Origin of the sequence: Bradyrhizobium australafricanum (assembly GCF_020329495.1) — a bacterium.
Taxonomy (GTDB): Bacteria; Pseudomonadota; Alphaproteobacteria; order Rhizobiales; family Xanthobacteraceae; genus Bradyrhizobium; species Bradyrhizobium australafricanum.
Genome location: NZ_JAGKJL010000041.1, coordinates 1 through 26,304, shown reverse-complemented (window position 1 = coordinate 26,304; position 26,304 = coordinate 1). Strand labels below are relative to the sequence as shown.

Below are 26,304 nucleotides of genomic sequence, written 5' to 3'. Positions count from 1 at the left end.
GGGCAAGGCGCACAACGCGAACATCGAAAGCGGACCCCGACGTGGACCAATTCATCGAACAAATCGTCACCGGCCTCAGCATCGGATCGATCCTGCTGCTGGTCGCGCTGGGCCTGTCGATCATCTACGGCTCGATGGGCATCATCAATCTCGCGCATGGCGAGTTCGTGATGCTGGGCGCTTACGCGGCCTGGGTGTTCCATACCTATCTCGGGCTCGGCCTGCTGGCGAGCCTGGTGCCGATCTTCCTCGTGGTCGCCGCGTTCGGCTGGGTCATCGAGCGTTATGTCCTAAGCCTGCTCAACAACCGGCCGCTGGACACGATCCTTGCGACCTGGGGCGTCGGCATCATGCTGCAGCAGGCGGTGCGGCTGATGGTCGGCAGCGAACTGCGCTACGTGCAGCTGCCGCCAGCGCTGTCCGACAGCATGGACGTGTTCGGCATCCCGGTATCGTCCTATCGGGTGTTCCTGTTCGTGGTGTCGATCGCACTGTTCGTGGCGACCTGGTTGCTGATGAACCGCACCACGGTCGGAATGAAGCTGCGCGCGATCATCCAGGACCGCTCGGTCGCTGCCTCGTTCGGCATCAACGCCAAACGGGTCTATGCGCTGACTTTCGCCTATGGCGCGGGGCTGGCCGGACTGGCCGGCGCGCTGGTGTCGCCGCTGAAGAGCGTGTCGCCCGATATGGGCACCGGCTATGTGGTCGATGCCTTCATGGTGGTCGTGCTCGGCGGCGTGCAGAGCCTCGCCGGCACCGTGGCGAGCGCCTTCATCCTCGGCGAGCTCTCCGGCGGCATTGCCTTCCTGCAGAACGACACTGTGGCCAAGGCGATCGTGCTGCTCGCCATCGTCGTGCTCATCCGTTTCCGCCCCGAGGGGCTTTTCACCGCACGCGTGCGGGCCTGAGACAGATCGCTCATCTATGCCGTCGCATGTTCCTAACTCCAGCGGATTGCAGCGCCTGATCGCGCAACTTGCGCCTCTGCTGATCGTCTGCGCCGTGGTGTTCGCGCTGCCGGTGATGCTCAACAACGACTTCCTGCTCAACAAGGTCGCACGTTATCTGGTGCTGGGCATCCTCACGGTGTCGCTTGGGCTGTCCTGGGGATTCGGCGGCATCCTGAATCTCGGCCAGGCGATGAGCTTCGGGCTCGGCTCCTACGCCATGGCAATGGCGCTCAAGCTCAAGACCGTGCCGGTGCATACCGGAGCGAGCGGACTGCCGGACTTCATGGTCTGGAACAATGTCCAGCATTTGCCGTGGTTCTGGGAGCCGTTCCGCTCGCTGACCTTCGCGATCGCCGCCGGCCTGATCGTACCGGCGCTGGTTGCGGCGGCGCTCGGCTGGTTCATGTTCCGCGGACGGGTCACCGGCGTCTATGTCTCGATCATCACGCTCGCCACCATGGTGGTGATCAATCTCGTGATCATCGACCAGCAGAGCTACACCGGCGGCTTCAACGGCATCACCGATCTCGCCCAGCTCGAGATCTTCGGCGTCGCGTTCGATGCCTATGGCCGCGCAACCTACTATCTCGTGGCCAGCTGTGTCCTGCTCAGCCTGCTTGTCGCCTTTGCCTTCACGAGAACCAAGGCCGGCCTGATCGTGCAGGCGATCCGCGACCATGAGAGCAGGGTGCGCTACTTCGGCTACGACGTCGCGCTCTACCAGATCTTTGTGTTCGCGCTGTCGGCGGCGATCGCGGGCCTTGCCGGCATGCTCTACACGGTGGTGATGGAGTTTGCCTCGCCGACCTTCCTCGGCGTGCAGCTCTCTCTTTCCGTGGTGGTGTGGTGCGCGGTCGGCGGCCGGCAGAGCCTGGTCGGTGCATTCCTTGGTGCGGTGCTGGTGGCGGGCATGCAGGGCGCGCTGTCGGAGTCAGCAGCGTTCCTGGAAACCTGGACGCTGGTGATGGGCGCGCTGTTCGTGCTCGTGGTGCTGTTCCTGCCGAAGGGGCTCGCCGGCCTCGCACAGGTCGTGCTGCGCTGGATCGTGCAGCGCCGCCATGCGGCCGCGGGCGGGGTGGCGCAAGGCGTCGGCCAGACGGAGGGCAGCACATGAGCTCCCATCTCGATCTCCGCGACGTCTCGGTCAGCTTCAACGGTTTCAAGGCGCTCAATTCACTCAACATGAGCGTGCGCAAGGGCGAGCTGCGCTGCCTGATCGGGCCGAACGGCGCCGGCAAGACCACCGCGCTGGACATCATCTGCGGCAAGGTCAAGCCGAGCGCCGGCACGGTGAGCTTCGATGGCACCGCGCTGCACGACCTTGAGGAATACGAAATCGCCCGCGCCGGCGTCGGCCGCAAATTCCAGGTGCCGAGCGTGTTCCGCGAGCTGTCGGTCTCCGAGAATCTTGAAGTGGCGCGGGCGCGTCGCACATCCGTGCTTGGCAATTTGCGCTGGAATATTGGCAATTCCGGGCGTGAGCATGTCGAGCGTCTGGCCGAGCTGGTCGGGCTCACCGAGCAGCTCGACCGGCCGGCCGCCTATCTGTCGCACGGTCAGACCCAGTGGCTGGAGATCGGCATGCTGGTCGCCCAGGACGCCGAGCTGATCCTGATGGACGAGCCCACCGCGGGCATGACGGCGCAGGAAACCCGCAAGACCGCCGAACTGTTCGCACGGCTGAAGGGCAAGCACACGCTGATCGTGGTCGAGCACGACATGGGCTTCGTCAAGGCGATCGGCGACATCATCTCCGTGATGCATATGGGCCAGATGCTGGCCGAGGGCACCGCGGCGGAAGTGGAAGCGCATCCGGAAGTGCGCCGCGCCTATCTCGGATCGGGAGGCATCAGCCATGCTTGAGCTGACCGACGTCGACGCCTTCTACGGCAACAGCCGCGCCCTGCAGGGCATCAACCTGATGGTCGGCAATGGCGAATTCCTCTCGGTGCTCGGCCGCAACGGCGTCGGCAAGACTACGCTGATGCGCAGCATCCTCGGCCTGATGGACCGGTGCACCGGACGGCTATCGCTCGACGGTGCCGACATCTCGCCGCTGCGGACCTATCAGCGCGCCAAGGCCGGTATTGCCTACGTGCCGCAGGGCCGCGGGATTTTGCCGAAGTTCACTGTGCGGGAAAACCTGACGCTCGGGACCTTTGCCGCGAGATCTGCCAACGGCATCGAGGAGTGGGTGCTCGAGCTGTTTCCGGTACTCAAGGACTTTCTCAATCGCTATGGCGGCAATCTCTCCGGCGGCCAGCAGCAGCAGCTTGCGATCGCGCGTGCGCTGCTGGCCAAGCCCAAGGTCATCCTGCTGGACGAGCCGACCGAGGGCATCCAGCCGAACATCGTCGAGCAGATCGAGGACGTGATCGTCAGTCTCAATCGCGAGCGCGGCATCACGGTCGTGCTGGTCGAACAGAATGTCGCGTTCGCGCGGCGTGCGTCTCATCGCTTCGCGCTGCTCGAAAAGGGACGCGTCGTCGCCAAGGGCGCGATCGGTGAGCTCACCGATGATCTCATCCAGCTGCACATGGCCGTGTAGCGGGAATTATCGCTCAGGAAAGGGAGTCGAGACATGTTGCATGGAGACATATCGAGCAGCAAGGACACGGTCGGCGTTGCCGTGGTGAATTACAAGATGCCGCGCCTGCACACCAAGGCCGAGGTGCTGGATAACGCGCGCAACATCGCCAAGATGGTCGAGGGCATGAAGCTTGGCCTGCCGGGTATGGACCTCGTGATCTTCCCGGAATACTCGACCCACGGCATCATGTACGACTCCAAGGAGATGTACGAGACGGCGTCGTCCGTGCCGGGCGAGGAAACCCGCATTTTCGCGGACGCCTGCCGCAAGGCGAAGGTCTGGGGGGTGTTCTCGCTGACCGGCGAGCGCCACGAGGAGCACCCCAACAAGGCGCCGTACAACACCCTGATCCTGATGAACGACAAGGGCGAGATCGTCCAGAAGTATCGCAAGATCATGCCGTGGGTGCCGATCGAGGGTTGGTATCCCGGCGATTGCACCTACGTCTCGGACGGGCCCAAGGGACTGAAGATCAGCCTGATCATCTGCGACGACGGCAACTATCCGGAAATCTGGCGGGACTGCGCGATGCGCGGCGCCGAACTGATCGTCCGTTGCCAGGGCTACATGTATCCGGCCAAGGAGCAGCAGATCCAGATCTCGAAGTCGATGGCCTGGGCCAACAACTGCTACGTCGCGGTCGCCAACGCCTCTGGCTTCGACGGCGTCTATTCCTACTTCGGCCATTCCGCGCTCATCGGTTTCGACGGAAGGACGCTCGGCGAGTGCGGCACGGAGGAGAACGGCATCCAGTACGCGCAGCTCTCGGTGTCGCTGATCCGCGACGCCCGCCGCAACATGCAGTCGCAGAACCATCTCTTCAAGCTGATGCACCGCGGCTATACCGGCCTGATTAACTCCGGCGACGGCGATCGCGGCCACGCGGTCTGCCCCTACACCTTCTACAAGAACTGGATCACCGACCCCGAGGGGACACGGGAAATGGTCGAGGCCATGACCCGTCCGACTGTCGGAACCGACGAATGCCCGATCGAGGGCATTCCGAACCAGAAAGTCGCACATCGTTGAGTGACATCGATGATCGGCGCCGGCGCGATGTTTCGCGCCGGCGTGGTTCGATGCAACGGCGGACACTTCCTCGCGGAGGAAACAGGGGGGACATCATGAGCGGTCAATCGAATAGCGGGCTGGTTCAGCAGACCGAAGGGCAGATCGACGACCTTCTCGGCCATGAATTCGAGCACGAGCCGGTGCCGATGAGCGCCCGGCGCAGCGCCTTCTCGGTCACGATGGTGTGGCTGGGCTTTCCGATGATCATCACCGGCGCGATGACCGGATCGCTGTTGGTGCTGGGCATGGGGTTCAAGAATGCACTGGTGGCGATGATCGTCGGCAATTTGATCATGTTCGCCTATGTGGGCGCACTCGGCCTGATCGGCACCCGGCGCGGCATGAACTTCGCGCTGATCGCCAGCATCGTGTTCGGAAAGAAGGGCTACGTGCTGGCGTCGGGCCTGCTGTCGACCCTGCTGCTCGGCTGGTATGCGGTGCAGACCGGCATCACCGGCGCATTGATCTCCTCGACCTACGGCCTCAACTATGTGGCGATGACCATCGTCGCCGGCGTGCTCTATATCGGGATCACCTTCGTCGGCGTGAAGGGATTGCACTGGATCGGGCTGGCGTCGGTGCCGCTGTTTGTCGTGCTTGGCCTCTGGGTCGCGGCCGATGCCGCCTCGACCACGACGTCGGCGGCGATCTTCGGCTATGCCGGCAACAATGGCGTCGCCAGCATGTCGATGGGCGTCGGGCTTACCGTGGTGCTCGCGCTGTTCATCGACGCAGGCACGGTGACGGCGGACTTCAATCGCTGGGCGCCGAGCACGCGGTCCTCGCTGTTTGCCACGTTCAGCGCGTTTCCGTTCGCCAATCTGGTCGCGATGCTGGTCGGCGGCGTGATGACGGCGGCGCTCGCCGTGCCGAACGCCAACCCGTTCGGTGTCGACAACATGTTCGGCTACATGAACGGCAAGCAGCTCACCTGGCTCAGCATCCTCGCGTTCATCTTCCTCTATGCCAATTTAGGCTCGGTCTGCTCGCATTGCCTGTACAATGCGGCGACCGGCTGGTCGCGCATCCTCGGGACCAATATGCGGCTGATGGCGGTGGTGCTCGGCGCGCTTGGTATCCTGGTCGCTGCCGGCAATGTCTGGGCGTTCTTCATCCAGTGGCTGTCGCTGCTCGGCATCCTCGTGCCGCCGATCGGTGCGATCATTCTGGTCGATCAGTATCTGCTACGGGCCGAGGCGCGCGCGGACGTCGACTGGCGTGCGAAGCCGTTCATCGCCTGGGGCATCGGGTCGCTGTTTGCCTTTGCGGTTGAAAACCTGATGCCGGGACTGTCCACTGCGATCTCCGCCGCGGTGGTCGCAGGCATCGTGTACGGTGCGATCGCACGGGTGGAGTCTCCGACTGAAAAGGTGGCGCGTCCGGCGTAAGCGATCAGCTCGATCAAGCAAGAAGGGTACATCAATGAGCGTCGACTATCAGATCCATGATCTCGGCAATTTGACCTTGCAGCGCGGCGCGACCATTCGCGACTGCAAGCTCGCCTACAAGACCTATGGCCAGCTCAACGCAGCCAAGGACAACGTCATCGTCTATCCGACCTGGTACTCCGGCCAGCACTACGACAATGAATGGCTGATCGGACCGGGCAGGGCGCTCGACCCGGCAAAGTACTTCATCATCATTCCGAACATGCTCGGCAACGGGCTGTCGTCGTCGCCGAGTAACACACCGGAACCGTATAACGGACCGCGTTTCCCGCAGGTGACGGCCTATGACAATGTGCGCGCCCAGCATCGGCTCGTGACCGAGAAATTCGGCATCAAGCACATCCGTCTCGTGGTCGGCTGGTCGATGGGCGCGCTGCAGACGTTCCATTGGGGCGCGCTCTATCCGGATATGATGGATCTGTTGGCGCCGTTCTGCGGCTCGGCCAAATGCTCGCGCCACAACTTCGTGTTCCTCGAAGGCGTGAAGGCGGCACTCACGGCGGATGCTGCGTGGAAGGAGGGCTGGTACACCGACAAGCCGGCCCGCGGCCTGCGCGCCGCCGCGCGTGTCTATGCCGGCTGGGGCTTTTCGCAGGCCTTCTACCGCGAGCAGCTCGACATCAAGACGCTGGGCTATTCGTCGCTGGAGGATTTCCTGGTGGCGTTCTGGGAGGGTTTCTTCCTGCCGAAGGATCCCAACAACCTGCTGACCATGCTGTGGACCTGGCAGCACGGCGACATCAGCGACAACGAAATCTACAACGGCGACTTCAAGGCCGCGCTGCGGGCGATCAAGGCCAAGGCCTATGTCATGCCGGGTCAGACCGATCTCTATTTCCCGCCGGAGGACAGTGCGTTCGAGGTCGAGAACATGCCGAACGCCAAGCTCGTGCCGGTACCGTCGATCTGGGGCCACTTCGCTGGCGGGCCCGGGACCAATCCGGTCGATGTCGACTTTATCGACGGCAAGCTCAAGGAGCTGCTCGCATCGTGATATCGACCGGTTGCGAACGGCTGCCTGCGCGATCATGGGAGGCGTGAGCTTGTCCAATCCCGCTTTGCTGCTTGACCAGTACCGCATCCGGGAAGAGCCCTATTACCGGCCGCTCAAGGATGAGGTCGAACTGTTCGGTGCAGCCTATGCCAACCGCATGCCGGTGATGCTGAAAGGCCCCACCGGCTGCGGCAAGACTCGCTTCATAGAATATATGGCGTGGCGGCTGGGCCGCCCGCTGATTACGGTCGCCTGCCACGAGGACATGACGGCGGCGGATCTGGTGGGACGCTGGTTGCTCGATGCAGAGGGCACGGTGTGGAGTGACGGGCCACTCACCACCGCCGTGCGTCTTGGCGCGATCTGTTACCTCGACGAGATCGTCGAGGCGCGCCAGGACACGACGGTCGTGATCCATCCCTTGACCGACGATCGTCGTGTGCTGCCGCTGGAAAAGCGTGGTGAACTGATCCACGCCCATTCCGACTTCCAGCTCGTGATCTCCTACAATCCGGGCTACCAGAGCGCGATCAAGGACCTCAAGGAATCCACCAAGCAGCGCTTCGCGGCGCTGGATTTCGGCTATCCTGATCGGCCGGCCGAAACCGAGGTGGTGTCGCGCGAAGCCGGTATCGAGCCGAACCTCGCCGATCTCCTGGTGAAGATCGCCCAGCACAGCCGCAACCTGAAAGGCCAGGGGCTCGACGAAGGTGCCTCGACCCGGATGCTGGTCAATGCCGGCCGACTGATCGGATGCGGCATCAGCCTCGAAAAGGCCTGCGAGACCACGATCGTCGTTCCCTTGACCGATGATGCGGACACCAGGAACACGTTGCGCGACGTGATCTCGGCCTGTGGGTAAGTGGAAGATTGCAGGTGGCGGTCGCGCAAATCAGTTCGCTCGATAGCTTCCGGTCCGGACGTCGGCTTGCGGCACTGTTGCGCGGCCATGACGATGTAGCTGCGGCCGTGCAGGCGGCGCGCGCCGCTTTGCAGCGAACCGGTTGGTTCGATCATTTGGCGGTCTGGGACGAGGCCGTGCACGCCCTGTTCGAGGCCAATCTCGGTCAAGCCGTGGTGCAGGGCTTTCTGCGTCTATCGGAGCAATGGCCGGCGCAGCGATCGGCCGATGATCTGATCGCGATCGGCCGCGCGGTCAGGGACATCGGCTGCAGTGCCGGAAGCCGCGTCGCTCATGCCTTGCTGACCGAATTGTCCAAGGTGCTGCCCCGGCTTGCGGGTGCAGGAGAACTCACCGCGGTTCTCGCCGCGCTCGACGAACTCGCAGCCACCGGGCCGGAGTCGGCGGGGCTCGCGATCGGCCGGCTGGGGCAGTTTCTGACGCATGCCGGCGGCGAGGAGTTTGCGGCGTGGGTCTCCGCTGGCTTGCGCGCCAGTGGCAGTCGCGCATCGCGCCGCCGCGCCTATTTCGCGCTCGACGATCAGCTTTCGGCGCAGCTGTTCGCAGCCGGTCGGAGCGGGGATGATTTCGCGCGGCTGGAGAAGCGCCTCGCTGCAACCACGATCGCGTTGTGGAACAGAAAGCCGCGTTTCCGCAAACTTGCCGTTGCACCGACGCCGGTGCCGCGGCGGACCTCGCTCGCCGCCGGCCTCGTCGGTCTTCCGCAGACCTTTCCCGGCTTCGAGGGCGAGGCGGCCGACGCCGTCTATCTCGCGGCGGTCGCGCATGCCGGCGCGCATCTGGTGCATTCCACCGTCCGCTTTCCGGTGGGACGACTGAAGGCGCTGCAGATCGCGCTGGTCTCGCTGATCGAGGATGCCCGGGTCGAGGCGCTGGCGCTCCACCAGATGCCGGGGCTGCGCCGGCTGTGGCTGCCATTTCACAGCGCGACGCCAGCCGGCCAGGCAACCGCAGCCGGACTGATGATGCGGCTGGCGCGGGCGCTGATTGATCCCGATTGTCAGGATCCGGATGCGTGGGTGACCAAGGGGCGGACGCTGTTTGCCGCTGCCGCCGGCCGTTGGACCGATCCCGCCATCAGCCGCGAGATCGGCGGTTTGCTCGGCAACGACATCGGGCAGATGCGGCTGCAGTTCAACGCCAAGAGCTACGTCGTCGAACCCGCCTATCGCGACGATAATCTGGCGCTGTGGGATTTCGGTGACCAGCCGGACAGTCCGGCCGAGACGATCGAACTTGCCGTCGATTCCGTCCGGATCGAGCGGCGCGACGATGCGGGTGGTCAGCCGGCCGACGACAACGCCAAGCCGGACGAGACGCTGCGCGCGAAGGCCAGCGCGGTAACGCTGCTGGACGGGTTTCCGGTGGCGACCTACCCGGAATGGGACTATGCGGCGCGTACCGAGCGGCCGGACTGGACCACGATTCTGGAAGCCGATGCAGCCGTTTCCGCGCAGCCCTTCGATTCCTCGACGGACGCCGACGCGATGCGCTGGATCACGGAGTTGACCCGCGACGCGTCGATCGGCCGCCGGATCAGACACAAGGGCCAGCGCGACGGCGACGCACTCGACATCGACGCGGCGATCGCTCTGACGATCGAGCGGCGCACCGGCAATATCAGCGAGCTCAGGGTCTACCAGCGCGATGCGCCGGGACCGCGCGATCTCGCCATCCTGCTGCTCTTGGACCTGTCGCAATCGACCGCCGACCGTGACCGCCGCGGCCGGACGGTCCTCGACGTCGAACGCAAGGCGGCTGCGATCATGGCGGCGGCGGTCGAGGCCGCCAATGATGCGATCGCGGTGCATGGTTTCAGCTCCGACGGCCGCGAGCGCGTGCGCTATCTGCGCATCAAGGGCTTTGCGGAGCCGATGGATGCCGTGGTTCGTTCACGTCTCGCGGGTCTTGGCAGCAGCCATTCCACGCGCCTCGGCGCGGCATTGCGCCATGCCGGGGGCTACCTCGCGGAACGACGCGCGTTCCGGAAAGTGCTGCTGGTTCTGACCGACGGCGAGCCGTCCGACGTCGACGTGCCGGATGCGCAATATCTCGTCGAGGACGCTCGCCGGGCCGCGCAGCAGCTGCGGCGGCGCGGCACCGATATTTTCGCCTTTGGTATCGGTGAGCACAGGTTTCCCCAGCTCGATCGGATTTTCGGCGAGCGCTATGCGCTCCGCGTGCCGCGCATCGAGGTGCTGCCGCAACGGGTGATGCAGCTCTACGCGGAACTGAAGAAATAGTCCCCGGCTCTATCCGGTTGCCCGGGGCAGGGAGCCCTTTGCCGTGATCTCCGCCGAGAGTTCCTCGATCGTCTTGCGCTGCTCCATGGCGGCGCGGCGGATCAGCGCAAAGGCAGCCGGCTCGGCCAGCGCATGGGTGTGCATGACCTGAAGGACCGCGGCGAGCACGACGCGGCGGGATCGCAGGCGCTGCTCCAGCTTGAGCACCTGCTGCTTCAACTCGCTGGTGCGCTCGCTTCGCTCGAAAGCCAGGACGAGCGCGGCATAGATGCCGGCCGAGCGCAGCGGCTTCACCAGGAATGACGCCGGATCGAGGTCGAGCACCAGCTTCAGACGGCTCGGCGTCTCGGTGCCGAGCAGGGCGATGACCGGGCTTCGTCCAAGCGACGTCCGCTGTGCCGGCGAGGTGAGCGGCAGGAACTCATCATCGATCAGCGTCACGTCGGGACGGCAGTCGATACTGGCACCGGGCTCCCATGTGACGATCTCGATCCCGAGACGCTCGAACTGACGCCTGACGATCGAGGCATCGCGCTCATCCTTGATGGCGACGAGCGCCTTGCGCCCGCGCAGCGAAAATGAAGACGGTTTGCTCATTTCACAACCCGCAAATGCGGCGCATTCGGCAACGTTCCATCCCTTGCCGGGCTGGCGGCGATGTCGAGCTGCGTCAGATAAGGATCCGGTCTAACCGGCGCTTCAGCTTCCCAGAAGATGTCAAACTGTCCTTCGGCGTTCGAGACGGCCAGCCGCGGCGTCAGGACGCAGTGGTTGTTGCTGCCGTCGATCCAGACCGGACCTTGCGGCGAATTGTAGCGATGGCCGGCCGCGGCGCGCCGCACCTCGCCGATATCGGATGTGCCGGCGCGCTGCAGCGCGCGGGCCAGCAGATAGACCGCGACATAGGCGGATTGCCCGTCGACGGACGGGCTGCTGTGCTCGCCGTAGCGCGCCTTCCAGCGCGCCACGAAGGCCCGGTTCTCGGGCAGGCGAATGCTTTCGAAATAGGCCGACGAGGTGATGCATCCGGCCGATGCGGGACCCGCGATCTTGAGCTCGGGCTCGCACAGGCTGCAGCTCAGCATCGGGATGTCGAGGCCGGCCGCGGCAGTCGCCGCATGAAAGGCGCGGATGAAGTCGTAACTCGAACTGCCGACCAGCGTGTTGAAGACGACCGGCGGCCGGCGGCGCACGATCTCGTCCACGATGTGCGTGACCGCGCTCTCACCGAGTTCGAGCAGGCGTTCGGCGAGAATGCGTCCTTTGGCCGCCGTCACCAGCTCGCGGGTGACGCGATTGGTTTCCCAGGTCCAGACATAGTTGGAGCCGACACAGAAGATCTCGCGCGACAGATTATCGAGCACGTAACGCACCAGCGGCAGCACGTTGTGATTGGGTGAGGCGCCGACATAGATGACGTTGTCGGAGCATTCGAACCCCTCGTAGCGCGCCGGATACCAGAGCAGGCGATCGGTACGCTCGACGATCGGCAGCACCTGCTTGCGCGAGGCCGAGGTGTAGCAGCCGATGATGTGCTCGACGCCGACGTTGCGAATGAGGTCGTCGCAGACCGTGTGATACTCCGAAATGATTCCGCGGGGATCGCGGACATGCGCAGATATCGCGAAGTCGAATTCGTCCTGATTGTTGATTTCGTCGACTGCCATCATGGCGCTCTTCAGGATCTCGCGTCCCATGGCCTGATAGGGCCCGTGCTGCGAGCAGATGATGCCAACTGGAATGGAGGGCTTGGTCATTGAGTACTTTCGGCGGCGCAACGCATCAAGGAAATCATCTTCGCAGAGGTCGGTGCAAGAGGTCATGCCGATTTGCTGCGCATGCACCTCGCGAAATTTGTGCAGCCAGCCTCGTTGACAACGCGCTGCACACCTCCTTAGAATTTTCTCCTACAGGGCTTCCTGTCGAACCTTGCGTGCGTCGATTTGGCCGATGACGTCCCGATCGCCGCGCAGAGTGCTCCGTTCGACTTCGGACCCATGCGATAGTTCATAGCCGCGGCATTTGGGCCATTCGTCACCTTCGTTTCGGAGGGGCGGGTGGTTTTTTGCTTTTGCCGCTAAACAAATTGGCGACACGTCCGTGCCGCCAAGCCGGAGGCGCATGCGCGGTGATGGGCAGTGCCTGCGCTTGCGTCATGTCAAGTGCGGGGATGAGAAACGATGCCGACGACGGATCTTCACTATCTCGGGCTCATTGAGATCGGGCAGCAAATCCAGGCCAAAAAGCTCTCGCCGGTCGAGGTGACGAAGGCGATGCTCGGGCGGATCGAGCAGCTCGACGGCAAGCTCAAGAGCTACGCCTATGTGATGGGCGAGGCGGCGCTGGCCGAGGCCGCAGCGGCCGAGAAGGACATCGCGTCCGGCAAGATCAAGGGACCGCTCCACGGCGTGCCGATCGCCGTCAAGGATTTGTGCTGGGCGAAGGGCGCGCCGGCCGCGCATGGCATGACCATTCACCGGGACTTCCGGCCGAGCGAGGATGCCACGGTCGTCGCGCGGTTGAAGGATGCCGGCGCTGTCATTCTCGGCAAGCTGCAGCAGACTGAGGGCGCCTATGCCGACCACCACCCGAAGATCGATCCGCCGAAGAATCCGTGGAATGCGGATTTGTGGTCGGGCGCATCGTCGAGCGGTTCCGGCGTCGCCACCGCCGCGGGGCTTTGCTTCGGCTCGCTTGGCACCGATACGGGCGGCTCGATCCGCTTTCCATCAGCCGCCAACGGCATCACCGGGCTGAAGCCGACCTGGGGACGCGTGAGCCGTTATGGCGCGTTCGAACTCGCAGCAACGCTCGATCACATCGGGCCGATGGCGCGCAGCGCGGCCGATTGTGGCGCGATCCTCACCGTGATTGCCGGCCAGGATCCCAAGGACACGACCTCCGTGCCGCTGCCCGTGCCGAACTATCTCGCCGGCCTGTCCGGCGATTTGCGCGGCGTGACGATCGGGGTCGATCGGCGCTGGACCAGCGAAGGAACCGACGAGGCTGCCGGCAAGGTGCTCAGCGAAGGGCTACGCGTTGCTGCCGATCTGGGCGCGAAGATCAAGGACATCACATTCCCCGATCCCAAGGCTGTGATCGAGGATTGGTTCCCGCTGTGCGGCATCGAAGTGGCCGTCGCGCATGAACAGACCTATCCGGCCCGCAAGGACGAATATGGTCCGGCGCTCGCCGGCCTGCTCGATCTCGGCCGGGCGCAATCCGGCATGAACTATCAGAAGATCGTGCTGCGGCGCGAAGCGTTCCGCGGCGCGGTGCGGCTGTTGTTCGAGACGGTCGATCTGATCGCCGTCCCGGCCCAGGCATTCGCTGCGCCGACATTGGCCAAGATGGCGGCTCTGGGTGAGGACCCGTCGCTGATTACCGGGCTGCTGCGCTTCACCTGTCCGTTCGACATGACCGGCAGCCCGACCGTGACGCTTCCCGGTGGCTTCGCGCCGAACGGCGGGCCGATCGCCTTCCAGTTCGTCGGCCGTCACTTCGACGAAGCAAGCCTCGTTCGCGCGGGCGATGCCTTCCAGCGCGTCACCGACTGGCACAAGCGCCATCCCGCGATCTGAATTGAGGAGCCGTTCGCATGACCGAGGATTGGTTGAAGAGTTCCATCATGGCCAAGCGCGCCCTTGCCAAGGGCGCGACCGGCACGACCCATAGCCTGACGATCGAGCAGCAGGGCGGCTTCCATTACGTCTATGGGCCCTATGCCAAGCCGACCCTTTCGATCGACCCAGGTGGGGTCGTCGTTGTCGAAACCGAAGACGCCTTCGGCGGCGTGCTCACCAGCGAAAGCGACAGCCCTACGGCGAAGCTGAACTTCCCCTATCTGAACCCGCAATGCGGGCCGATCGCGGTCAAAGGCGCCAAGAAGGGCGATTGCCTCGCCGTCTATATCCGCGACGTCGAGACCCGCGGCGCGCAGCCGGCCGGAACGACCTGCATCATTCCGGAGTTCGGCGGCCTGGTCGGGACCGCATCCACGGCGCTGCTCAATCCGCCGCTGCCGGAACGCGTCAGGAAGCTGCATGTCGACCGTAACGGCGTGCGCTGGAATGACAAGATCACGCTGCCCTATGAACCGTTCATCGGCACGATCGGCGTCTCGCCAGAGATCGAGGCGATCTCCTCGCTGCAGCCCGATTATCACGGCGGCAACATGGACCTGCCCGACGTTGCACCGGGCGCGATTATCTATCTGCCGGTGCATGCCGAAGGCGGGCTGCTCTATGTCGGCGACTGCCACGCCACGCAGGGCGACGGCGAGCTCTCGGGCGTCGCGCTGGAGCAGCGCGCGACGGTGACGCTGCAGATCGATCTGATCAAGAACTGGAGCTTCGCCTGGCCGCGGCTGGAGACGCGCGACTTCATCATGACGATCGGCAGCGCACGCCCGCTCGAGGACGCTGCGCGTATCGCCTATCGCGAGCTCGTGCGCTGGATGAGCGCCGATTACGGCTTCGACGAAATCGACGCCTACATGCTGCTCAGCCAGGCCGGCCGCATGCGGCTCGGCAACATGGTCGATCCCAAATACACGATGGGGGCGTCGATCCTGAAGAATTACCTCAAGGCGTGACTTCAAACATCCTTCAACGACAGAGGACATCGCGATGTATTCGGGGCGTATAGTCGGAATGGCTTTGCTTGGTGCAATGCTCGGGACCGCGGCAATAGGTGCTGCCCAGGCGGCTGAACCGCCGCTGAAGGTCGGCTTGCTGGAGGACGTCTCCGGCGATCTCGCCTTCATGGGCATGCCGAAGCTGCACGGCTCGCAGCTGGCGGTCGAGGAGATCAACAAGAGCGGCGGCATTCTCGGCCGGCAGATCGAGCTGATCCATCTCGATCCCCAGGGTGACAATGCCCGCTATCAGGAGTTCGGCCGACGGCTGCTCAATCGCGACAAGGTCGACGTGCTGATCGGCGGCATCACCTCGGCATCGCGCGAGGCGCTGCGTCCGATCGTCGATCGCACCACCACGCCGTACTTCTATACGAACCAGTATGAAGGCGGTGTCTGCGACGCCAGCATGATCAGCATGGGCGCGGTGCCGGAGCAGCAGTTCTCGACCCTGATCCCCTGGATGGTCCAGAAGTTCGGCAAGAAGGTCTATGTCATCGCAGCCGACTACAATTTCGGCCAGATCTCCGCGGAGTGGAACCGCAAGATCATGAAGGACCTCGGCGGCGAGGTCGTGGGCGAGGAATTCATCCCGCTCGGCGTGTCGCAATTCGCGCAGACGATCCAGAACATCCAGAAGGCGAAGCCGGACTGGTTGTTGACGATCAATGTCGGCGCCGCCCAGGACTCGTTCTTCGAGCAGGCGGCCGCGGCCAACCTCAACCTGCCGATGGGCTCTTCGATCAAGATCATGCTCGGCTTCGAGCACAAGCGGTTCAAGCCGCCGGCGCTCAACAACATGCATGCGACCGCGAACTGGTTCGAGGAGATCGATACCCCCGAAGCCAATGACTTCAAGAAGCGCTGGCACGCAAAATTCCCCGATGAGCTTTACATCAACGACATGGGCTACAACGCCTATAACGCGCTCTACATGTACAAGGCGCTGGTCGAGAAGGCCAAGTCGACCAAGCTCGAGGACATGCGCAAGGTAATCGCAACGGGTGATGCCTGCATCGAGGCTCCCGAGGGCAAGGTCTGCATCGACCCGAAGAGCCAGCATACGTCGCACCGCATGCGCCTGATCTCGGTCGGGCCCAAGCATGAGGTGACGGTGGAGAAGGACTACGGCACGATCCAGCCTTACTGGCTTGGCGAGATCGGCTGCGACCTCACCAAGAAGAACGACAAGGACCAGTACACGCCGAGTCATCTTCCCAGCAAGTCGTGATGCGCGCAGGCACGAATCTTGCTCGTGTTTGCATCGCGGCTTTGAAGCGAGCCGGCGCCGCAATGATGCGGCGCCGCGATCAGGGAGACCGGAATGTCGGCTGAACTCTTCTCGGTATTCTATCAGTTCGCCGATGTCTTCGCGTTCCTGATCCTGTCGGCGGCGGGCCTGGCCATCGTGTTCGGCATGATGGGCGTCATCAACATGGCGCATGGCGAGTTCATTATGTGCGGTGCCTACGTCACCGTAGGGCTCGTGAATCTCGGCGTGCCGCTTCCGATCGCGCAGATCCTGGCCGCGCTGACGGCGGGGATCATCGGCATGATCGTCGAGTACCTCGTCGTGCGGCGCTTCTACAAGCGACCGCTCGACTCGCTACTCGCGACCTGGGGCCTCAGTCTGATCGTGACGCAGTCGATGCTGCTGATCGTCGGCTCCGCGGTGCGGGGTATTGGCACGCCGGAAGGAAGCTTCGCGATCGGGGGCTACACGTTTTCGACCTACCGGCTGGTGCTGTTTGCCTGTGCGGTAGCGGTCCTGGCGGGCCTCTACATCATCTTCATGAAGACGCGCTTCGGCGTGATCGCGCGCGCCACGATGCAGAATGCGGCGATGGCCAAGGCGCTCGGCGCGCGCACGGGGCGGATTTATTCCATCAGCTTCGGCATCGGCACCGCGCTCGCGGGGCTCTGCGGCGCGCTCTACGCACCGACCATGACGCTGATCCCGACCATGGGCGCGACCTTTGTGGTCGAGAGCTTCGTCACCGTGGTGATCGGCGGCGCCAATGTCCTGCTTGGAACTGCGCCGGCCGCGGTGTTCCTGGCGATGATCCGAATGGCATTGAATGCCAGCTACGGGCAGATCATCGGGCAGATCGGCATGCTGTTTGCTGTCATCCTGATCATACGTGTGCTGCCTGAGGGACTATCCAGCGTGCTGGTTCGTCGTGGGCGCTAGACGGGAATTTCTGATGTTGAAGCTGCTCGAGGGCCCGCAGACGCTCGGACGCGGGAAGATCTTCTGGTCCTGCTTCCTCGCCGTGCTGGCGGGGGCACTGATCTATCCGCTGTTCGCCGATTCCTATGACGTCGGCAATTTCGCCTACTTCCTGATCTGGATATTCATGGCGCTCGGTCTCTGCCTGATGTGGGGATACGGCGGCATGCTGTCGTTCGGCCAGACCTTCTTCTTTGGCATCGCCGGCTACGGCTATGGCGTGCTCGCCATCAATATGGGCGGGGGAACGACCACGATCGCCGCGCTGGTTCTCTCCGTGGTCATCGCGATGATCGCGGCCGGGATCCTCGGTTACTTCATGATCTGGGGCGGCATCAGCGGGATTTTCTTCGGCATCGTGACGTTGTCGGCGACGCTAGTGCTTGCCTTCTTCCTCGGGCAGACGGCGGGGCCGGAATGGCATATCGGTCCGGCCCGGCTGAACGGCTTCAACGGCATGAAGGGGATGGACCCGCTCACCGTCGGCGACTTCGACATCGAGGGCTCGGCGCTCTATTATGTCATGATCGCGTTGATCGTGATCGTCTACATCGCGCTGCGCATGCTGGTGAACTCGAGCGTCGGCAATGTGATCGTGGCGACGCGGGAAAACCCGCAGCGCGCCGAGATGCTCGGCTACGACGTCCGCAAGTATCAGCTTCTGACCTTCGTGATCGGCAGCGGGCTCGCAGGCCTCAGCGGCGCACTGTACACGTCGTGGGGGCAGTTCATCACGCCATCCAGCATCGGCCTGCCGGCGGCGGCGATGCCGATCGTGTGGGTGGCGTTCTCCGGACGCAACGATCTGACCGCGACCTTGGTCGGATCGTTCCTGCTGCTGTTCGGCTTTCAGACCATCACGGTCTACAGCCAGCAAGCGGCGCTGGTGCTGATGGGCGTGCTGCTGCTCGCCACCGTGATGCTGGCGCCGCAGGGCTTCGTGCTCGGCATCGGCAAGCTCGTCGTCGATTGGTGGACCAGGCGTCGGCGCCGCGACGAAGCCCCCGCGCTGGCCGATACCGCCCGCCTGCAATCGGATGAGACCTGAATCATGGCGCTGGTCGATGTGAAAGGTGTCTCCAAGCGTTTCGGTGGTTTGACCGCCGTCTCCGACGTCGACCTGACGGTCAATGCCGGCGAGGTGCACTGCCTGATCGGGCCCAACGGGGCCGGGAAGAGCACGCTGTTCAAATTGATCGTCGGGCTCTATCCGCCGACCACGGGCAGCATCTTCTTCGACTCGATCGATATCACCGCCGAGCGGCCCTACGCGCGGGTGCAGCGCGGCATGAGCATCAAGATGCAGGCGCCGAGCGTGTTCAAGGAGCTGCCGGTGCGGCAGAACATCCAGATCGCGCTGCAGGAACGCATTTCGGGCGCGGAATGCCGTGATGAAGAGGAGCGGCTGCTCGCGTTGCTCAATCTCGCTGACGATAGCGGCAAGCTCGCCGGTGCGCTGTCGCACGGCCAGCAGCAATGGCTGGAGATCGGGATGGCGCTGGCGCTGCAGCCGCAGCTGCTGCTGCTGGACGAGCCGACCGCCGGCATGTCGCCGGAAGAGACTTTCAAGACCGGCGAGCTGATCAAGTCGTTCAATGCCGAGGGCATGACCGTCCTGGTCGTCGAGCACGACATGGCGTTCGTGCGTCAGGTCGCCCAGCGCGTCACCGTTCTGCATCTTGGCAAGATCTTCGCGCGCGGCAGCTTGGAGGCGATTTTGGAAGACGAGAAGGTCGCGGAAATCTACCTGGGTAAGACCCATGCCCACTGATCGCATCCTGGACGTGTCGGGACTTTGGGCGGGTTACGGCGCGACGCCGATCCTGCAGGGCGTCAGCATGTCGGTCTCGCGCGGCGAGATCGTCGGCGTGATCGGCCGCAACGGCGTCGGCAAGTCGACCCTGATGCGGTGCCTGATAGGTCTGCTGCAGACCTGGCGCGGCACCATCAGCTTCATGGATCAGGACGTCACGCAGCTCGAGGCCGATGCGCGGGCGCGCGCCGGCTTCGGCTACATCCCGCAGGGCCGCGACGTGTTTCCGCAAATGAGCGTCGAGGAGAATTTGCAGGTCGGCGAGTTGATCGGCGGGCCCGAAGGCAAGAAGTTGCCCGAGCTCGTCTACGAGTATTTTCCACGCCTGAGGGAGCGCCGGCGGCAGATCGCGGGCACCATGTCGGGCGGCGAGCAGCAGCAGCTTGCGATCGGCCGCGCGCTGATCGGCAATCCGGCGCTGATGATCCTCGACGAGCCGTCGGAGGGCATCCAGCCGTCGATCGTGCAGCATATTTGCGAGGCGCTGAAATCGTTCCGAGCGGAGCTCGGGACCACGATCGTGTTCGTGGAGCAGAATCTCGACACCATCCTGGATATCGCGCAGCGCTGCTACATCATGGAGAAGGGCAAGATCACGCGATCGCTGGCCGGTGAGGAGGTCAACGCGGACAACGTTCGCGCGCAGCTGTTATTGTGATCGACCGCGCGATGCGGTGAGGATCAATGCGTTGCATAATTGATAATAACGGAGGGAATGGACATGGATCTCGGACTCAAGGGAGCAAAGGTTCTCGTTACCGGCAGCACCAAGGGCATCGGCAGGGCGATCGCCGACACGTTCGCCGCCGAGGGCGCCAATGTCGGCATCTGTGCGCGCAACCAGGGCGACGTCGACGCTGCGGTCACAGCGCTCAAGGCCAAGGGCGTTTCGGCGTTCGGTAGTGCCGTCGACGTCTCAAACGGGCCGGCCCTGAAGGCCTGGGTCGCCGACATGGCGTCCAAGCTCGGCGGCATCGATGTCGTGGTCGCCAATGTCAGCGCGCTGTCGATCGGGCAGGACGAGGAGAGCTGGGAGAAGGAATTCTCCACCGACATGATGGGGACGGTGCGCCTCGTCAACGCGGCGATGCCGTATCTGGAGAAGAGCGGCGCCGCCGCGATCGTCACCATCTCGAGCGTGTCGGGACGCGAGGTCGATTTTGCCAGCGGTCCCTACGGAACGTTCAAGGCGGCGATCATCCACTACACGCAGGGTCTCGCCTACCAGCTCGCAGCCAAGGGCATCCGGGCCAATTCGGTGTCGCCGGGCAACACCTACTTCGAAGGTGGTGTCTGGAACATGATCAAGGACGGCAATCCCGAACTGTACAAGACCGCACTGGCGCTCAACCCGACCGGCCGCATGGGCACGCCGCAAGAGATGGCGAACGCCGCCGTGTTCCTGGCCAGCAAAGCGGCGAGCTTCATCACGGGGACCAACCTCGTGGTGGACGGCGCGTTGACGCGCGGCGTCCAGTTCTAGGCGGGGCGCGCCGTCAGCAGAGTCGCGAGATCGCCGCCCGCGGCGGCGGTCCGGACAGGCATATTCCGATAACAGCAGGGCGTCAGATGTCAGCGGATTCATTGCACTACAAATCCATCACCGAAATCTCCGAGCTCATTCGCCGCAAGGAGGTGAAGCCCTCGGAGATCACCGAGGCGATGCTGGGCCGGATTGCGAAGCTGGATGGACAGTTTCACGGCTATGCGCTGGTCCTTGCGGAGCGGGCGATGGCCCAGGCCAAGCAGTACGATGCGGAGATCGCCAAGGGTGTCTGGCGTGGCCCGCTGCATGGCGTTCCGATCGGGCTGAAGGACCTCTGCTACACCTCGTTTGCGCCGACCACGGGCGGCACCACGATCCACGCCAAATTCGTACCGTCCTTCAATGCCACGATCGTGGACCGGCTCGAAGTCGCCGGCGCGGTGACGCTCGGCAAGCTGAAGATGACGGAGGGGGCCTATACCAGCCACCATCCTGCAATCCCGGCCCCGCTCAACCCGTGGAATGTGAACTACTGGGTCGGCTCCTCATCGACCGGATCGGGCGTCGCGACCGCGGCGGGGCTCTGCTACGGCTCGATCGGCAGCGACACCGGCGGCTCGATCCGCTTTCCGTCGGCGACCTGCGGGGTGACCGGGATCAAGCCGACCTGGGGGCGGGTCAGCCGCTACGGCGTCTTCCCGCTGGCCGACTCGCTCGATCACGTCGGGCCGATGTGCCGGAGCGCTGCGGATGCCGCGGCGATGCTCGGCGTCATCGCGGGCGCTGATATCAACGACCCGACCGCCTTGCGGGTTCCGGTGCCGAACTATCTGGCTGGAGCGGGCGACGGCATCAGGGGCCTCAGGATCGGTGTTGACCGCAGGTACACCCAGGAGGGCATCGATCGGCAGGTCGTCGCTGCGCTGGTGCAAGCCGAGCGCACGCTCGCCGATCTCGGCGCCGACATCCGCGAGGTGCATTTCCCGCCTTACCAGAAGCTCGTCAGCCAGTGGATTGCGATGTGCTCGGTGGAGACGGCTGAGGCGCATCTGGACACCTACCCGTCGCGGAAGTCGGAATACGGACCCGACCTCGCGCAGCTGATCGAGCAGGGCAGGGCGACGAGCGGCGTCGATATTGCCGCGATCCATCATGAACGGCTGAAGTTCAGCGGCAGCCTTGCCGCCATGTTCGAAGATATCGACCTGCTGCTGATCCCGACGATGCCGGTGCCGATCCCGACGCTCACCAAGATGAGCGAATACGGTGCCGACCCCAATATCCTCCTGAGCATTCTGCGCTTCACGGCGGTGTTCGATTTCTCGGGCAGCCCGACCATTACCTTGCCGATGGGCATGGCCTCGGACCAGATGCCGCTCAGCATGCAATTGGTCGGCCCGCATCTGTCCGAAGACGTGCTGGTCCGCGCCGGCGCCGCGTTCCAGTCGGCGACGGATTGGCACACGCGGCGGCCGCCGATCGAATAAGGGCCCTCAACCGGTCTTGTCGACATTCCAGAACAGCGGCACCGGCGCACGGACGATGTCCTTCAGCGCCTTGCGCGTCGCGGCCGGCTGATTGTACTGCCCGGTCGGGACGTGGGTGACCACCTCGTAGGCGCGTGCCTGGATCTTGTCGGCCAGCGCCTTCTGGTCCGGCGGCGCCGCGGTGCGGGCAAAGCTGTCGCGCAGCCGCTCGAGCTCGGCGTCCTCGACCCAGCCGAAGAAGCCGCCGTTCTTGCCCTTGCCGTTGACGCAGGCGTTGCCGATCGGATTGACGAGGTCGGCGCTGGCCCAGGTCGAATGGTAGAGCGACCAGCCGCCCTCGGCCGGCATCGACTGCTTGGCGCGCCGCGCCACCACCGAACCCCAATCCATCGCGAGCAGGTTGACGTTCATGCCGATCGAACGCAGCGCCTCGGCGGTGACCGTGCCGAGCGCGGTGATGATAGGCGCGTCGGTCGCGTGCAGGATCGTGATCGGCTCGCCCTTGTAGCCGCCCTGCTTGAGTAGATCCCTGGCTTTCGCGGTGTCCGCCTTGGTCGACCATCCGACCGCACTTTCGAACGGCGTGCCGGCGACGAAGATCGCCGGCGTGATCTTGTAGTAATCGGGATTGCCGATCTGGGTGTCGAGCCAGTCCTTCTGGTTCACCGCGTGCAGCACGGCCTGGCGGATCTCTGGCCGGTCGAACGGCGGCACCAGCCAGTTCATCCGGCACATGCCGGAGAAGCCCAGCGTGTTGTAATCGGTCAGCTCGACATTCGCTGCGCGCGCGAGCATCGGATGATGGTCGTGCGGCGGCACCTCGAAATAGTCGATCTCGTCGTTCATCAGCGCGTTGGTCGCGATCTGGAAATCTGGCACGCTGATCCATTCGTAGCGGCCGATCTTGACGACCTTGCCGCCGCCGGTGCCGTCGGACGGCTCGTCGCGGGAAACGTAGTCTGGGTTCTTCTCATAGGCGGCCTTGAGGCCGGGCTGGAATTCCGCCGTCACGAAGCGGAACGGTCCGGAGCCGAGATGATCTGATATGGCCTGGTCGGCGGGCGTCGCGGCGATCCGCGCCGGCACGATGAAGGGCACGTTGGCGGTCGGCTTCCCGAGCGCCGCCAGAACGAAGCCGCACGGCTCCTTCAGCGCCATGCGAAAGGTGCGCTCGTCGACCGCCTTCAGCTCGGCAACGAATTCGAAGAGTTTTTGGCCCATCGTGTCGCGCCTGGCCCAGCGCTGCAGCGAAGGGATGACGTCGGCCGACGTCACCGCGCTGCCGTCATGGAATTTGAGGCCGGGCCGCAGGCGGAAGGTGTAGGTCAAGTTGTCGGTGGAGACATCCCAGGCCTCGACCATCTGCGGCTTGATTTCGAATTTCGAATTGGTCGAGAACAGCGTGTCATAGATCATGTAGCCGTGGTTGCGCGCGGTCCACGCCGTCGTCATGATCGGGTCGGTGGCGCGCAGCGGCGCGTGCATGACGGCCGTGATCGTCTTCGAACTGGCCCGCGCGATGCGCGGCATCGCAATGCCGAGGCTTGCTCCCGCGCTAATCTGCAGCAGACGGCGGCGGTTGATCGATGGTCCCATGGTGTCCCCCTGTCGCAATCGGTCAGCTCTTGCCGGCAAGCCTGGCCGCGATCGCGCGATAGCCGCGCATCCACATGTGATCGAGATCGAGATCCATCGGCAGCGGCTGCGAGGAGACGCGTGCGATCACGGTCTCATTGGCCGGATCGATGTAGATCCACTGGCCATGGATGCCGACCGCGGCAAAACGCGTTTCGCGCCGGTCGAGCGTGTACCACTTGTTGCGGTAATTGCCGTGGAAACACTTTCGTCAGGTCGCCGCGCGACCAGGCCTCGGCATTGCCGTTCTGCCTGATGTCGTCGATCCACCAGCCGGGGACGACCTGTCGTCCGTTGCTGATGCCGTGATTGCGCATCATCTCGCCGAAGCGGGCGAGATCCCGCAGCGTCGCGCAGATGCCGCCGGCGACGCGGCCTGCGCCGCGTGAATCGACCGTGATGTAGGCGTCGTGCTCGGCGCCCATCGGCTGCCACAGATAGTGGGAGAGGATCTTTGCGTAGGACAGGCCGCAGGCGCGCTCGTAAACCCAGCCGAGCACATCGGTGTTGGTCGAGACGTAGTGGAAGGTCTCTCCATGCGGTGCGCCGTTCGGCCGCAGCGTGCGCAGATAGTCGCGCAGATTGCTCGGCGGAATCGCCGGATCGGGCAGCTCCCAGCCGGTCGAGCGCCGGTAGTTCATGACGTCGCCGTCGCGCGCCATGTAATCCTCGTCGAAGCGGATGCCGACGCTCATGTCGAGCAGATGCCGCACCCTGCAGCTGCCGCCATAGACCGAGCTTTCCATCTCCGGGATGTAGCGCGTCACCGGCGCGTCGGGGTCGAGCTTGCCGTGATCGGCGAGGATGCCGCCGAGCGTTCCGGCGACCGACTTGCTGACGGAGAAGATCAGGTGCGGGGTATCGGGCGTCAGGCCATGGGCATACCATTCGAACGCGACCTGTCCGCGATGCGACACGACGATGCCGTCGGTGTGGCTGGCGCGCAGCGCCTCGCCGACGCCGACCGTCTCGCCGCGCGGGTTGGCGAAGCTGAGGTCGTCGAGATAGCGCGGCGCAAAGGACAGTGGCGCCGGCGCTGCGGCGCGCGCGATGTTCGCGGTGGGCAGCAATTCGCGGACATTGCGGAATGCCCACTCGTTGAAGGGATGTTGGCGCCAGTTGGCGAGCGTGACCTGTTCGTCGGCCGCCGACGGGAAGGCGGCCATGATGCGACGCGAATTCATTCTTGATCCAGCAATGACATCGGATGATGCGCGAAAGTTCCGCATGGCTCGCGTCGCTCGCAATCAACCGGATGGTGGAGGGGGCCGTTGGGTTACTTCGGCGTAACCGTTTCCCCGGATCTGCGCTTCGTGCGTTTGGCCCGCAATTTGCTTGACTATGGCTCGCGCGTGCCTCAGCGTGACGGTTACGCGACGCGCAGACGTTCGCCATCGGGAAACATCGGGAGGTAGGTCATGATCGCGCTTCTGGGCCGACCGGATCCGGCAACCACGCAGGCCATTCAGTTCGCGCGCGGCATTCTCGAGGGGTCGGCGACCGCGTTTTACGAGGTCGACGGCAATTTGACCCTCAACCGCTTCGTGCTCAGCAGCAACGTGCCGCCGAGTTTCCACGACCAGTATCTTGCCGGCATGAACCGGCTCGATCCGTTACATCCGCGCTCGGCGAGCAACCGGCCGATTGCGCGGCTGAGCACGGCGCTCGACCAATGCGCGACCCAGGAGGCGGCGACCTACCGCGCCTTCGCCGGCCAATGCGGCGTCGCCGATATGATCGAGTTCTTCTTCCGCCGCAACGACCGCATCGTCGCCGGAATGAGCGTGCTGTGGGCGCCGGGCTGCGCGATCCCCGACGGCAGCATGCACATTGCGGAGAAGATCCACGACTATCTCGAGTTCAACCTCACCAGCCGCCTGTCGTCGAATGCCGACGAGCCGGCGCGCTTTGGCCTGACCTCGCGCGAGATGGAAGTCGTCGAGCTATTGTGCTGCGGCCGAACCAACCGCGAGATCGGCGAGTGCCTGAACATCGGCCTAGCGACGGTGAAGACGCATCTGATCCATATCTTCGAAAAGCTCGGCGTCGAGACCCGCTCCGCCGTCGTGGCAATGATGTCGCGGCCGCATTGAGGCGCGGGCTGTCGATTAGAGCCCGCGGCTCTTCCAGCACGTCGTCCCTGCGAAAGCAGGGACCCATACGCCGCGGAGGATGTTGTGAATGGGATTCGTCACTCCAGCGTCGTGAAACGATAAACATCGGTGGTTATGGGTCCCTGCTTTCGCAGGGACGACGATGAGGATCGTTCTCGCGCGAGACAACGCACCGTCATTGCGCTCCCATCTTCGGTGTCATCACCCGCGCATGCGAGTGATCCAGTACTTCAGAGATGCCTGTGCTTGAATCGAGAGGCCGCGGCGTACTGGATCGCCCGGTCCCGTCTCCGCCAAGGCTTCAACGAGGCCATGCATCCTTGGCGCGCCGAAGCTTTAGCGGAGGCGGCGAGCCGGGCAATGACAGTGCGGATGCGACACACGATCGTCGTCCTGGCGAAAGCCAGGACCCATATGTGGACGGCCCCCGTGGCACAAGAGCTGTTTGGTGAGATCGGATCGCTTGCATCCATATGTCCGGCCTGTTGGGTGCGATCGAATGGATCGCTGGCCAAGATGGTTTGCGCGATGCGAGTTCCAAACAACCACGCGGCCTGTTGGCGGCCGATGGGTCCTGCGGACTGTCTCGCATCGTTGCTCGATCGATCGCTCCATCTGCTCTTGCAGCTCCGGTCGGCCGGCGAGCGAGCCCGCCGGCTAATCGATTAGGCGGCGGCTGTCA

Annotated in this window: 23 protein-coding genes; 19 read left to right on the top strand and 4 right to left on the bottom strand. The window is 64.1% G+C overall.

Features of this window, described 5'->3' with window-relative positions:
- The first annotated feature begins 41 nt into the window (after positions 1 to 41).
- The 9 genes from urtB (at position 42) to J6525_RS47310 (ending at position 10,221) form a co-directional block, all read left to right on the top strand.
- Positions 42 to 911, top strand: coding sequence for an urea ABC transporter permease subunit UrtB (urtB, locus tag J6525_RS30235; RefSeq protein ID WP_092080021.1), 870 nt, complete (start codon positions 42 to 44; stop codon positions 909 to 911).
- A 16-nt stretch (positions 912 to 927) separates the two neighbouring features.
- A complete protein-coding gene (gene urtC / locus J6525_RS30230) occupies positions 928 to 2,067 on the top strand; it encodes an urea ABC transporter permease subunit UrtC (RefSeq protein WP_225647406.1) in 1,140 nt (379 codons plus the stop codon).
- Positions 2,064 to 2,816 (top strand): urea ABC transporter ATP-binding protein UrtD, encoded by a 753-nt coding sequence (gene urtD, locus J6525_RS30225; RefSeq protein WP_225647405.1) that lies wholly within the window; start codon positions 2,064 to 2,066, stop codon positions 2,814 to 2,816. The genes urtC and urtD overlap by 4 nt, the downstream gene beginning before the upstream one ends.
- Positions 2,809 to 3,501 carry an urea ABC transporter ATP-binding subunit UrtE gene (gene urtE / locus J6525_RS30220; RefSeq protein ID WP_057015923.1) on the top strand — a complete coding sequence of 231 codons (693 nt, stop codon included), beginning with the start codon at positions 2,809 to 2,811 and terminating at the stop codon, positions 3,499 to 3,501. The genes urtD and urtE overlap by 8 nt, the downstream gene beginning before the upstream one ends.
- Positions 3,502 to 3,534: 33 nt before the next feature.
- Positions 3,535 to 4,572 (top strand): aliphatic amidase, encoded by a 1,038-nt coding sequence (locus J6525_RS30215; protein WP_028331418.1) that lies wholly within the window; start codon positions 3,535 to 3,537, stop codon positions 4,570 to 4,572.
- A gap of 95 nt (positions 4,573 to 4,667) precedes the next feature.
- Positions 4,668 to 6,002 (top strand): purine-cytosine permease family protein, encoded by a 1,335-nt coding sequence (locus J6525_RS30210; RefSeq protein WP_225647403.1) that lies wholly within the window; start codon positions 4,668 to 4,670, stop codon positions 6,000 to 6,002.
- A gap of 34 nt (positions 6,003 to 6,036) precedes the next feature.
- On the top strand, positions 6,037 to 7,056 hold the full coding sequence (locus J6525_RS30205; RefSeq protein ID WP_225647402.1) for an alpha/beta fold hydrolase: 1,020 nt from the start codon (positions 6,037 to 6,039) through the stop codon (positions 7,054 to 7,056).
- 34 nt (positions 7,057 to 7,090) lie between these two features.
- Positions 7,091 to 7,918: a CbbQ/NirQ/NorQ/GpvN family protein gene (locus tag J6525_RS30200; RefSeq protein ID WP_051002629.1), complete on the top strand. Its 828-nt coding sequence runs from the start codon at positions 7,091 to 7,093 to the stop codon at positions 7,916 to 7,918.
- A 14-nt stretch (positions 7,919 to 7,932) separates the two neighbouring features.
- A complete protein-coding gene (locus tag J6525_RS47310) occupies positions 7,933 to 10,221 on the top strand; it encodes a nitric oxide reductase activation protein NorD (RefSeq protein WP_225647401.1) in 2,289 nt (762 codons plus the stop codon).
- 9 nt (positions 10,222 to 10,230) lie between these two features.
- On the opposite strand, the gene J6525_RS30190 is transcribed toward J6525_RS47310, so the two are convergent.
- Both J6525_RS30190 and J6525_RS30185 read right to left on the bottom strand, forming a co-directional pair.
- Positions 10,231 to 10,818 (bottom strand): ANTAR domain-containing response regulator, encoded by a 588-nt coding sequence (locus J6525_RS30190; RefSeq protein WP_225647400.1) that lies wholly within the window; start codon positions 10,816 to 10,818, stop codon positions 10,231 to 10,233.
- Complete coding sequence (locus J6525_RS30185) at positions 10,815 to 11,978, bottom strand: transporter substrate-binding domain-containing protein (protein ID WP_157346087.1); 1,164 nt, start codon at positions 11,976 to 11,978, stop codon at positions 10,815 to 10,817. The genes J6525_RS30190 and J6525_RS30185 overlap by 4 nt, the downstream gene beginning before the upstream one ends.
- A gap of 423 nt (positions 11,979 to 12,401) precedes the next feature.
- Here J6525_RS30185 and J6525_RS30180 point away from each other — a divergent pair, with 423 nt between their 5' ends.
- From J6525_RS30180 to J6525_RS30140, 9 genes are all read left to right on the top strand, one after another.
- Complete coding sequence (locus J6525_RS30180) at positions 12,402 to 13,802, top strand: amidase (RefSeq protein WP_225647399.1); 1,401 nt, start codon at positions 12,402 to 12,404, stop codon at positions 13,800 to 13,802.
- Positions 13,803 to 13,819: 17 nt separating this feature from the next.
- Complete coding sequence (locus J6525_RS30175; protein WP_057015930.1) at positions 13,820 to 14,815, top strand: acetamidase/formamidase family protein; 996 nt, start codon at positions 13,820 to 13,822, stop codon at positions 14,813 to 14,815.
- A gap of 58 nt (positions 14,816 to 14,873) precedes the next feature.
- Positions 14,874 to 16,088, top strand: a complete 1,215-nt coding sequence (locus J6525_RS30170) for an urea ABC transporter substrate-binding protein (protein ID WP_141339913.1) — start codon at positions 14,874 to 14,876, stop codon at positions 16,086 to 16,088.
- A 93-nt stretch (positions 16,089 to 16,181) separates the two neighbouring features.
- The gene (locus J6525_RS30165) at positions 16,182 to 17,048 is read left to right on the top strand and encodes an ABC transporter permease subunit (RefSeq protein ID WP_016845722.1); all 867 of its coding nucleotides are present in this window, start codon (positions 16,182 to 16,184) and stop codon (positions 17,046 to 17,048) included.
- Between the two features lie 13 nt (positions 17,049 to 17,061).
- Positions 17,062 to 18,135, top strand: a complete 1,074-nt coding sequence (locus J6525_RS30160) for a branched-chain amino acid ABC transporter permease (RefSeq protein ID WP_057015931.1) — start codon at positions 17,062 to 17,064, stop codon at positions 18,133 to 18,135.
- Between the two features lie 3 nt (positions 18,136 to 18,138).
- The gene (locus J6525_RS30155) at positions 18,139 to 18,858 is read left to right on the top strand and encodes an ATP-binding cassette domain-containing protein (RefSeq protein WP_225647398.1); all 720 of its coding nucleotides are present in this window, start codon (positions 18,139 to 18,141) and stop codon (positions 18,856 to 18,858) included.
- Positions 18,848 to 19,558, top strand: coding sequence for an ABC transporter ATP-binding protein (locus J6525_RS30150; protein ID WP_225647397.1), 711 nt, complete (start codon positions 18,848 to 18,850; stop codon positions 19,556 to 19,558). The genes J6525_RS30155 and J6525_RS30150 overlap by 11 nt, the downstream gene beginning before the upstream one ends.
- A gap of 63 nt (positions 19,559 to 19,621) precedes the next feature.
- Positions 19,622 to 20,383, top strand: a complete 762-nt coding sequence (locus tag J6525_RS30145) for an SDR family NAD(P)-dependent oxidoreductase (RefSeq protein ID WP_225647396.1) — start codon at positions 19,622 to 19,624, stop codon at positions 20,381 to 20,383.
- 86 nt (positions 20,384 to 20,469) lie between these two features.
- A complete protein-coding gene (locus J6525_RS30140) occupies positions 20,470 to 21,873 on the top strand; it encodes an amidase (RefSeq protein WP_225647395.1) in 1,404 nt (467 codons plus the stop codon).
- A gap of 6 nt (positions 21,874 to 21,879) precedes the next feature.
- Here J6525_RS30140 and J6525_RS30135 read toward each other — a convergent pair whose 3' ends face one another.
- A complete protein-coding gene (locus J6525_RS30135; protein WP_225647394.1) occupies positions 21,880 to 23,469 on the bottom strand; it encodes an ABC transporter substrate-binding protein in 1,590 nt (529 codons plus the stop codon).
- Positions 23,470 to 23,603: 134 nt separating this feature from the next.
- The gene (locus tag J6525_RS30130) at positions 23,604 to 24,692 is read right to left on the bottom strand and encodes a serine hydrolase domain-containing protein (protein ID WP_312009960.1); all 1,089 of its coding nucleotides are present in this window, start codon (positions 24,690 to 24,692) and stop codon (positions 23,604 to 23,606) included.
- A 234-nt stretch (positions 24,693 to 24,926) separates the two neighbouring features.
- On the opposite strand from J6525_RS30130, the gene J6525_RS30125 reads away from it, so the two are divergent.
- Positions 24,927 to 25,601: a helix-turn-helix transcriptional regulator gene (locus J6525_RS30125; protein WP_028345120.1), complete on the top strand. Its 675-nt coding sequence runs from the start codon at positions 24,927 to 24,929 to the stop codon at positions 25,599 to 25,601.
- The last annotated feature ends 703 nt before the right edge of the window (positions 25,602 to 26,304 follow it).

Coding starts and splice junctions, on each gene's coding strand:
- urtC (WP_225647406.1), top strand. CDS start 928: ATGCCGTCGCATGTTCCTAACTCCAGCGGATTGCAGCGCCTGATCGCG.
- urtD (WP_225647405.1), top strand. CDS start 2,064: ATGAGCTCCCATCTCGATCTCCGCGACGTCTCGGTCAGCTTCAACGGT.
- urtE (WP_057015923.1), top strand. CDS start 2,809: ATGCTTGAGCTGACCGACGTCGACGCCTTCTACGGCAACAGCCGCGCC.
- J6525_RS30215 (WP_028331418.1), top strand. CDS start 3,535: ATGTTGCATGGAGACATATCGAGCAGCAAGGACACGGTCGGCGTTGCC.
- J6525_RS30210 (WP_225647403.1), top strand. CDS start 4,668: ATGAGCGGTCAATCGAATAGCGGGCTGGTTCAGCAGACCGAAGGGCAG.
- J6525_RS30205 (WP_225647402.1), top strand. CDS start 6,037: ATGAGCGTCGACTATCAGATCCATGATCTCGGCAATTTGACCTTGCAG.
- J6525_RS30200 (WP_051002629.1), top strand. CDS start 7,091: ATGGGAGGCGTGAGCTTGTCCAATCCCGCTTTGCTGCTTGACCAGTAC.
- J6525_RS30190 (WP_225647400.1), bottom strand. CDS start 10,818: ATGAGCAAACCGTCTTCATTTTCGCTGCGCGGGCGCAAGGCGCTCGTC.
- J6525_RS30185 (WP_157346087.1), bottom strand. CDS start 11,978: ATGACCAAGCCCTCCATTCCAGTTGGCATCATCTGCTCGCAGCACGGG.
- J6525_RS30180 (WP_225647399.1), top strand. CDS start 12,402: ATGCCGACGACGGATCTTCACTATCTCGGGCTCATTGAGATCGGGCAG.
- J6525_RS30175 (WP_057015930.1), top strand. CDS start 13,820: ATGACCGAGGATTGGTTGAAGAGTTCCATCATGGCCAAGCGCGCCCTT.
- J6525_RS30170 (WP_141339913.1), top strand. CDS start 14,874: ATGGCTTTGCTTGGTGCAATGCTCGGGACCGCGGCAATAGGTGCTGCC.
- J6525_RS30165 (WP_016845722.1), top strand. CDS start 16,182: ATGTCGGCTGAACTCTTCTCGGTATTCTATCAGTTCGCCGATGTCTTC.
- J6525_RS30160 (WP_057015931.1), top strand. CDS start 17,062: ATGTTGAAGCTGCTCGAGGGCCCGCAGACGCTCGGACGCGGGAAGATC.
- J6525_RS30155 (WP_225647398.1), top strand. CDS start 18,139: ATGGCGCTGGTCGATGTGAAAGGTGTCTCCAAGCGTTTCGGTGGTTTG.
- J6525_RS30150 (WP_225647397.1), top strand. CDS start 18,848: ATGCCCACTGATCGCATCCTGGACGTGTCGGGACTTTGGGCGGGTTAC.
- J6525_RS30145 (WP_225647396.1), top strand. CDS start 19,622: ATGGATCTCGGACTCAAGGGAGCAAAGGTTCTCGTTACCGGCAGCACC.
- J6525_RS30140 (WP_225647395.1), top strand. CDS start 20,470: ATGTCAGCGGATTCATTGCACTACAAATCCATCACCGAAATCTCCGAG.
- J6525_RS30135 (WP_225647394.1), bottom strand. CDS start 23,469: ATGGGACCATCGATCAACCGCCGCCGTCTGCTGCAGATTAGCGCGGGA.
- J6525_RS30130 (WP_312009960.1), bottom strand. CDS start 24,692: ATGAATTCGCGTCGCATCATGGCCGCCTTCCCGTCGGCGGCCGACGAA.
- J6525_RS30125 (WP_028345120.1), top strand. CDS start 24,927: ATGATCGCGCTTCTGGGCCGACCGGATCCGGCAACCACGCAGGCCATT.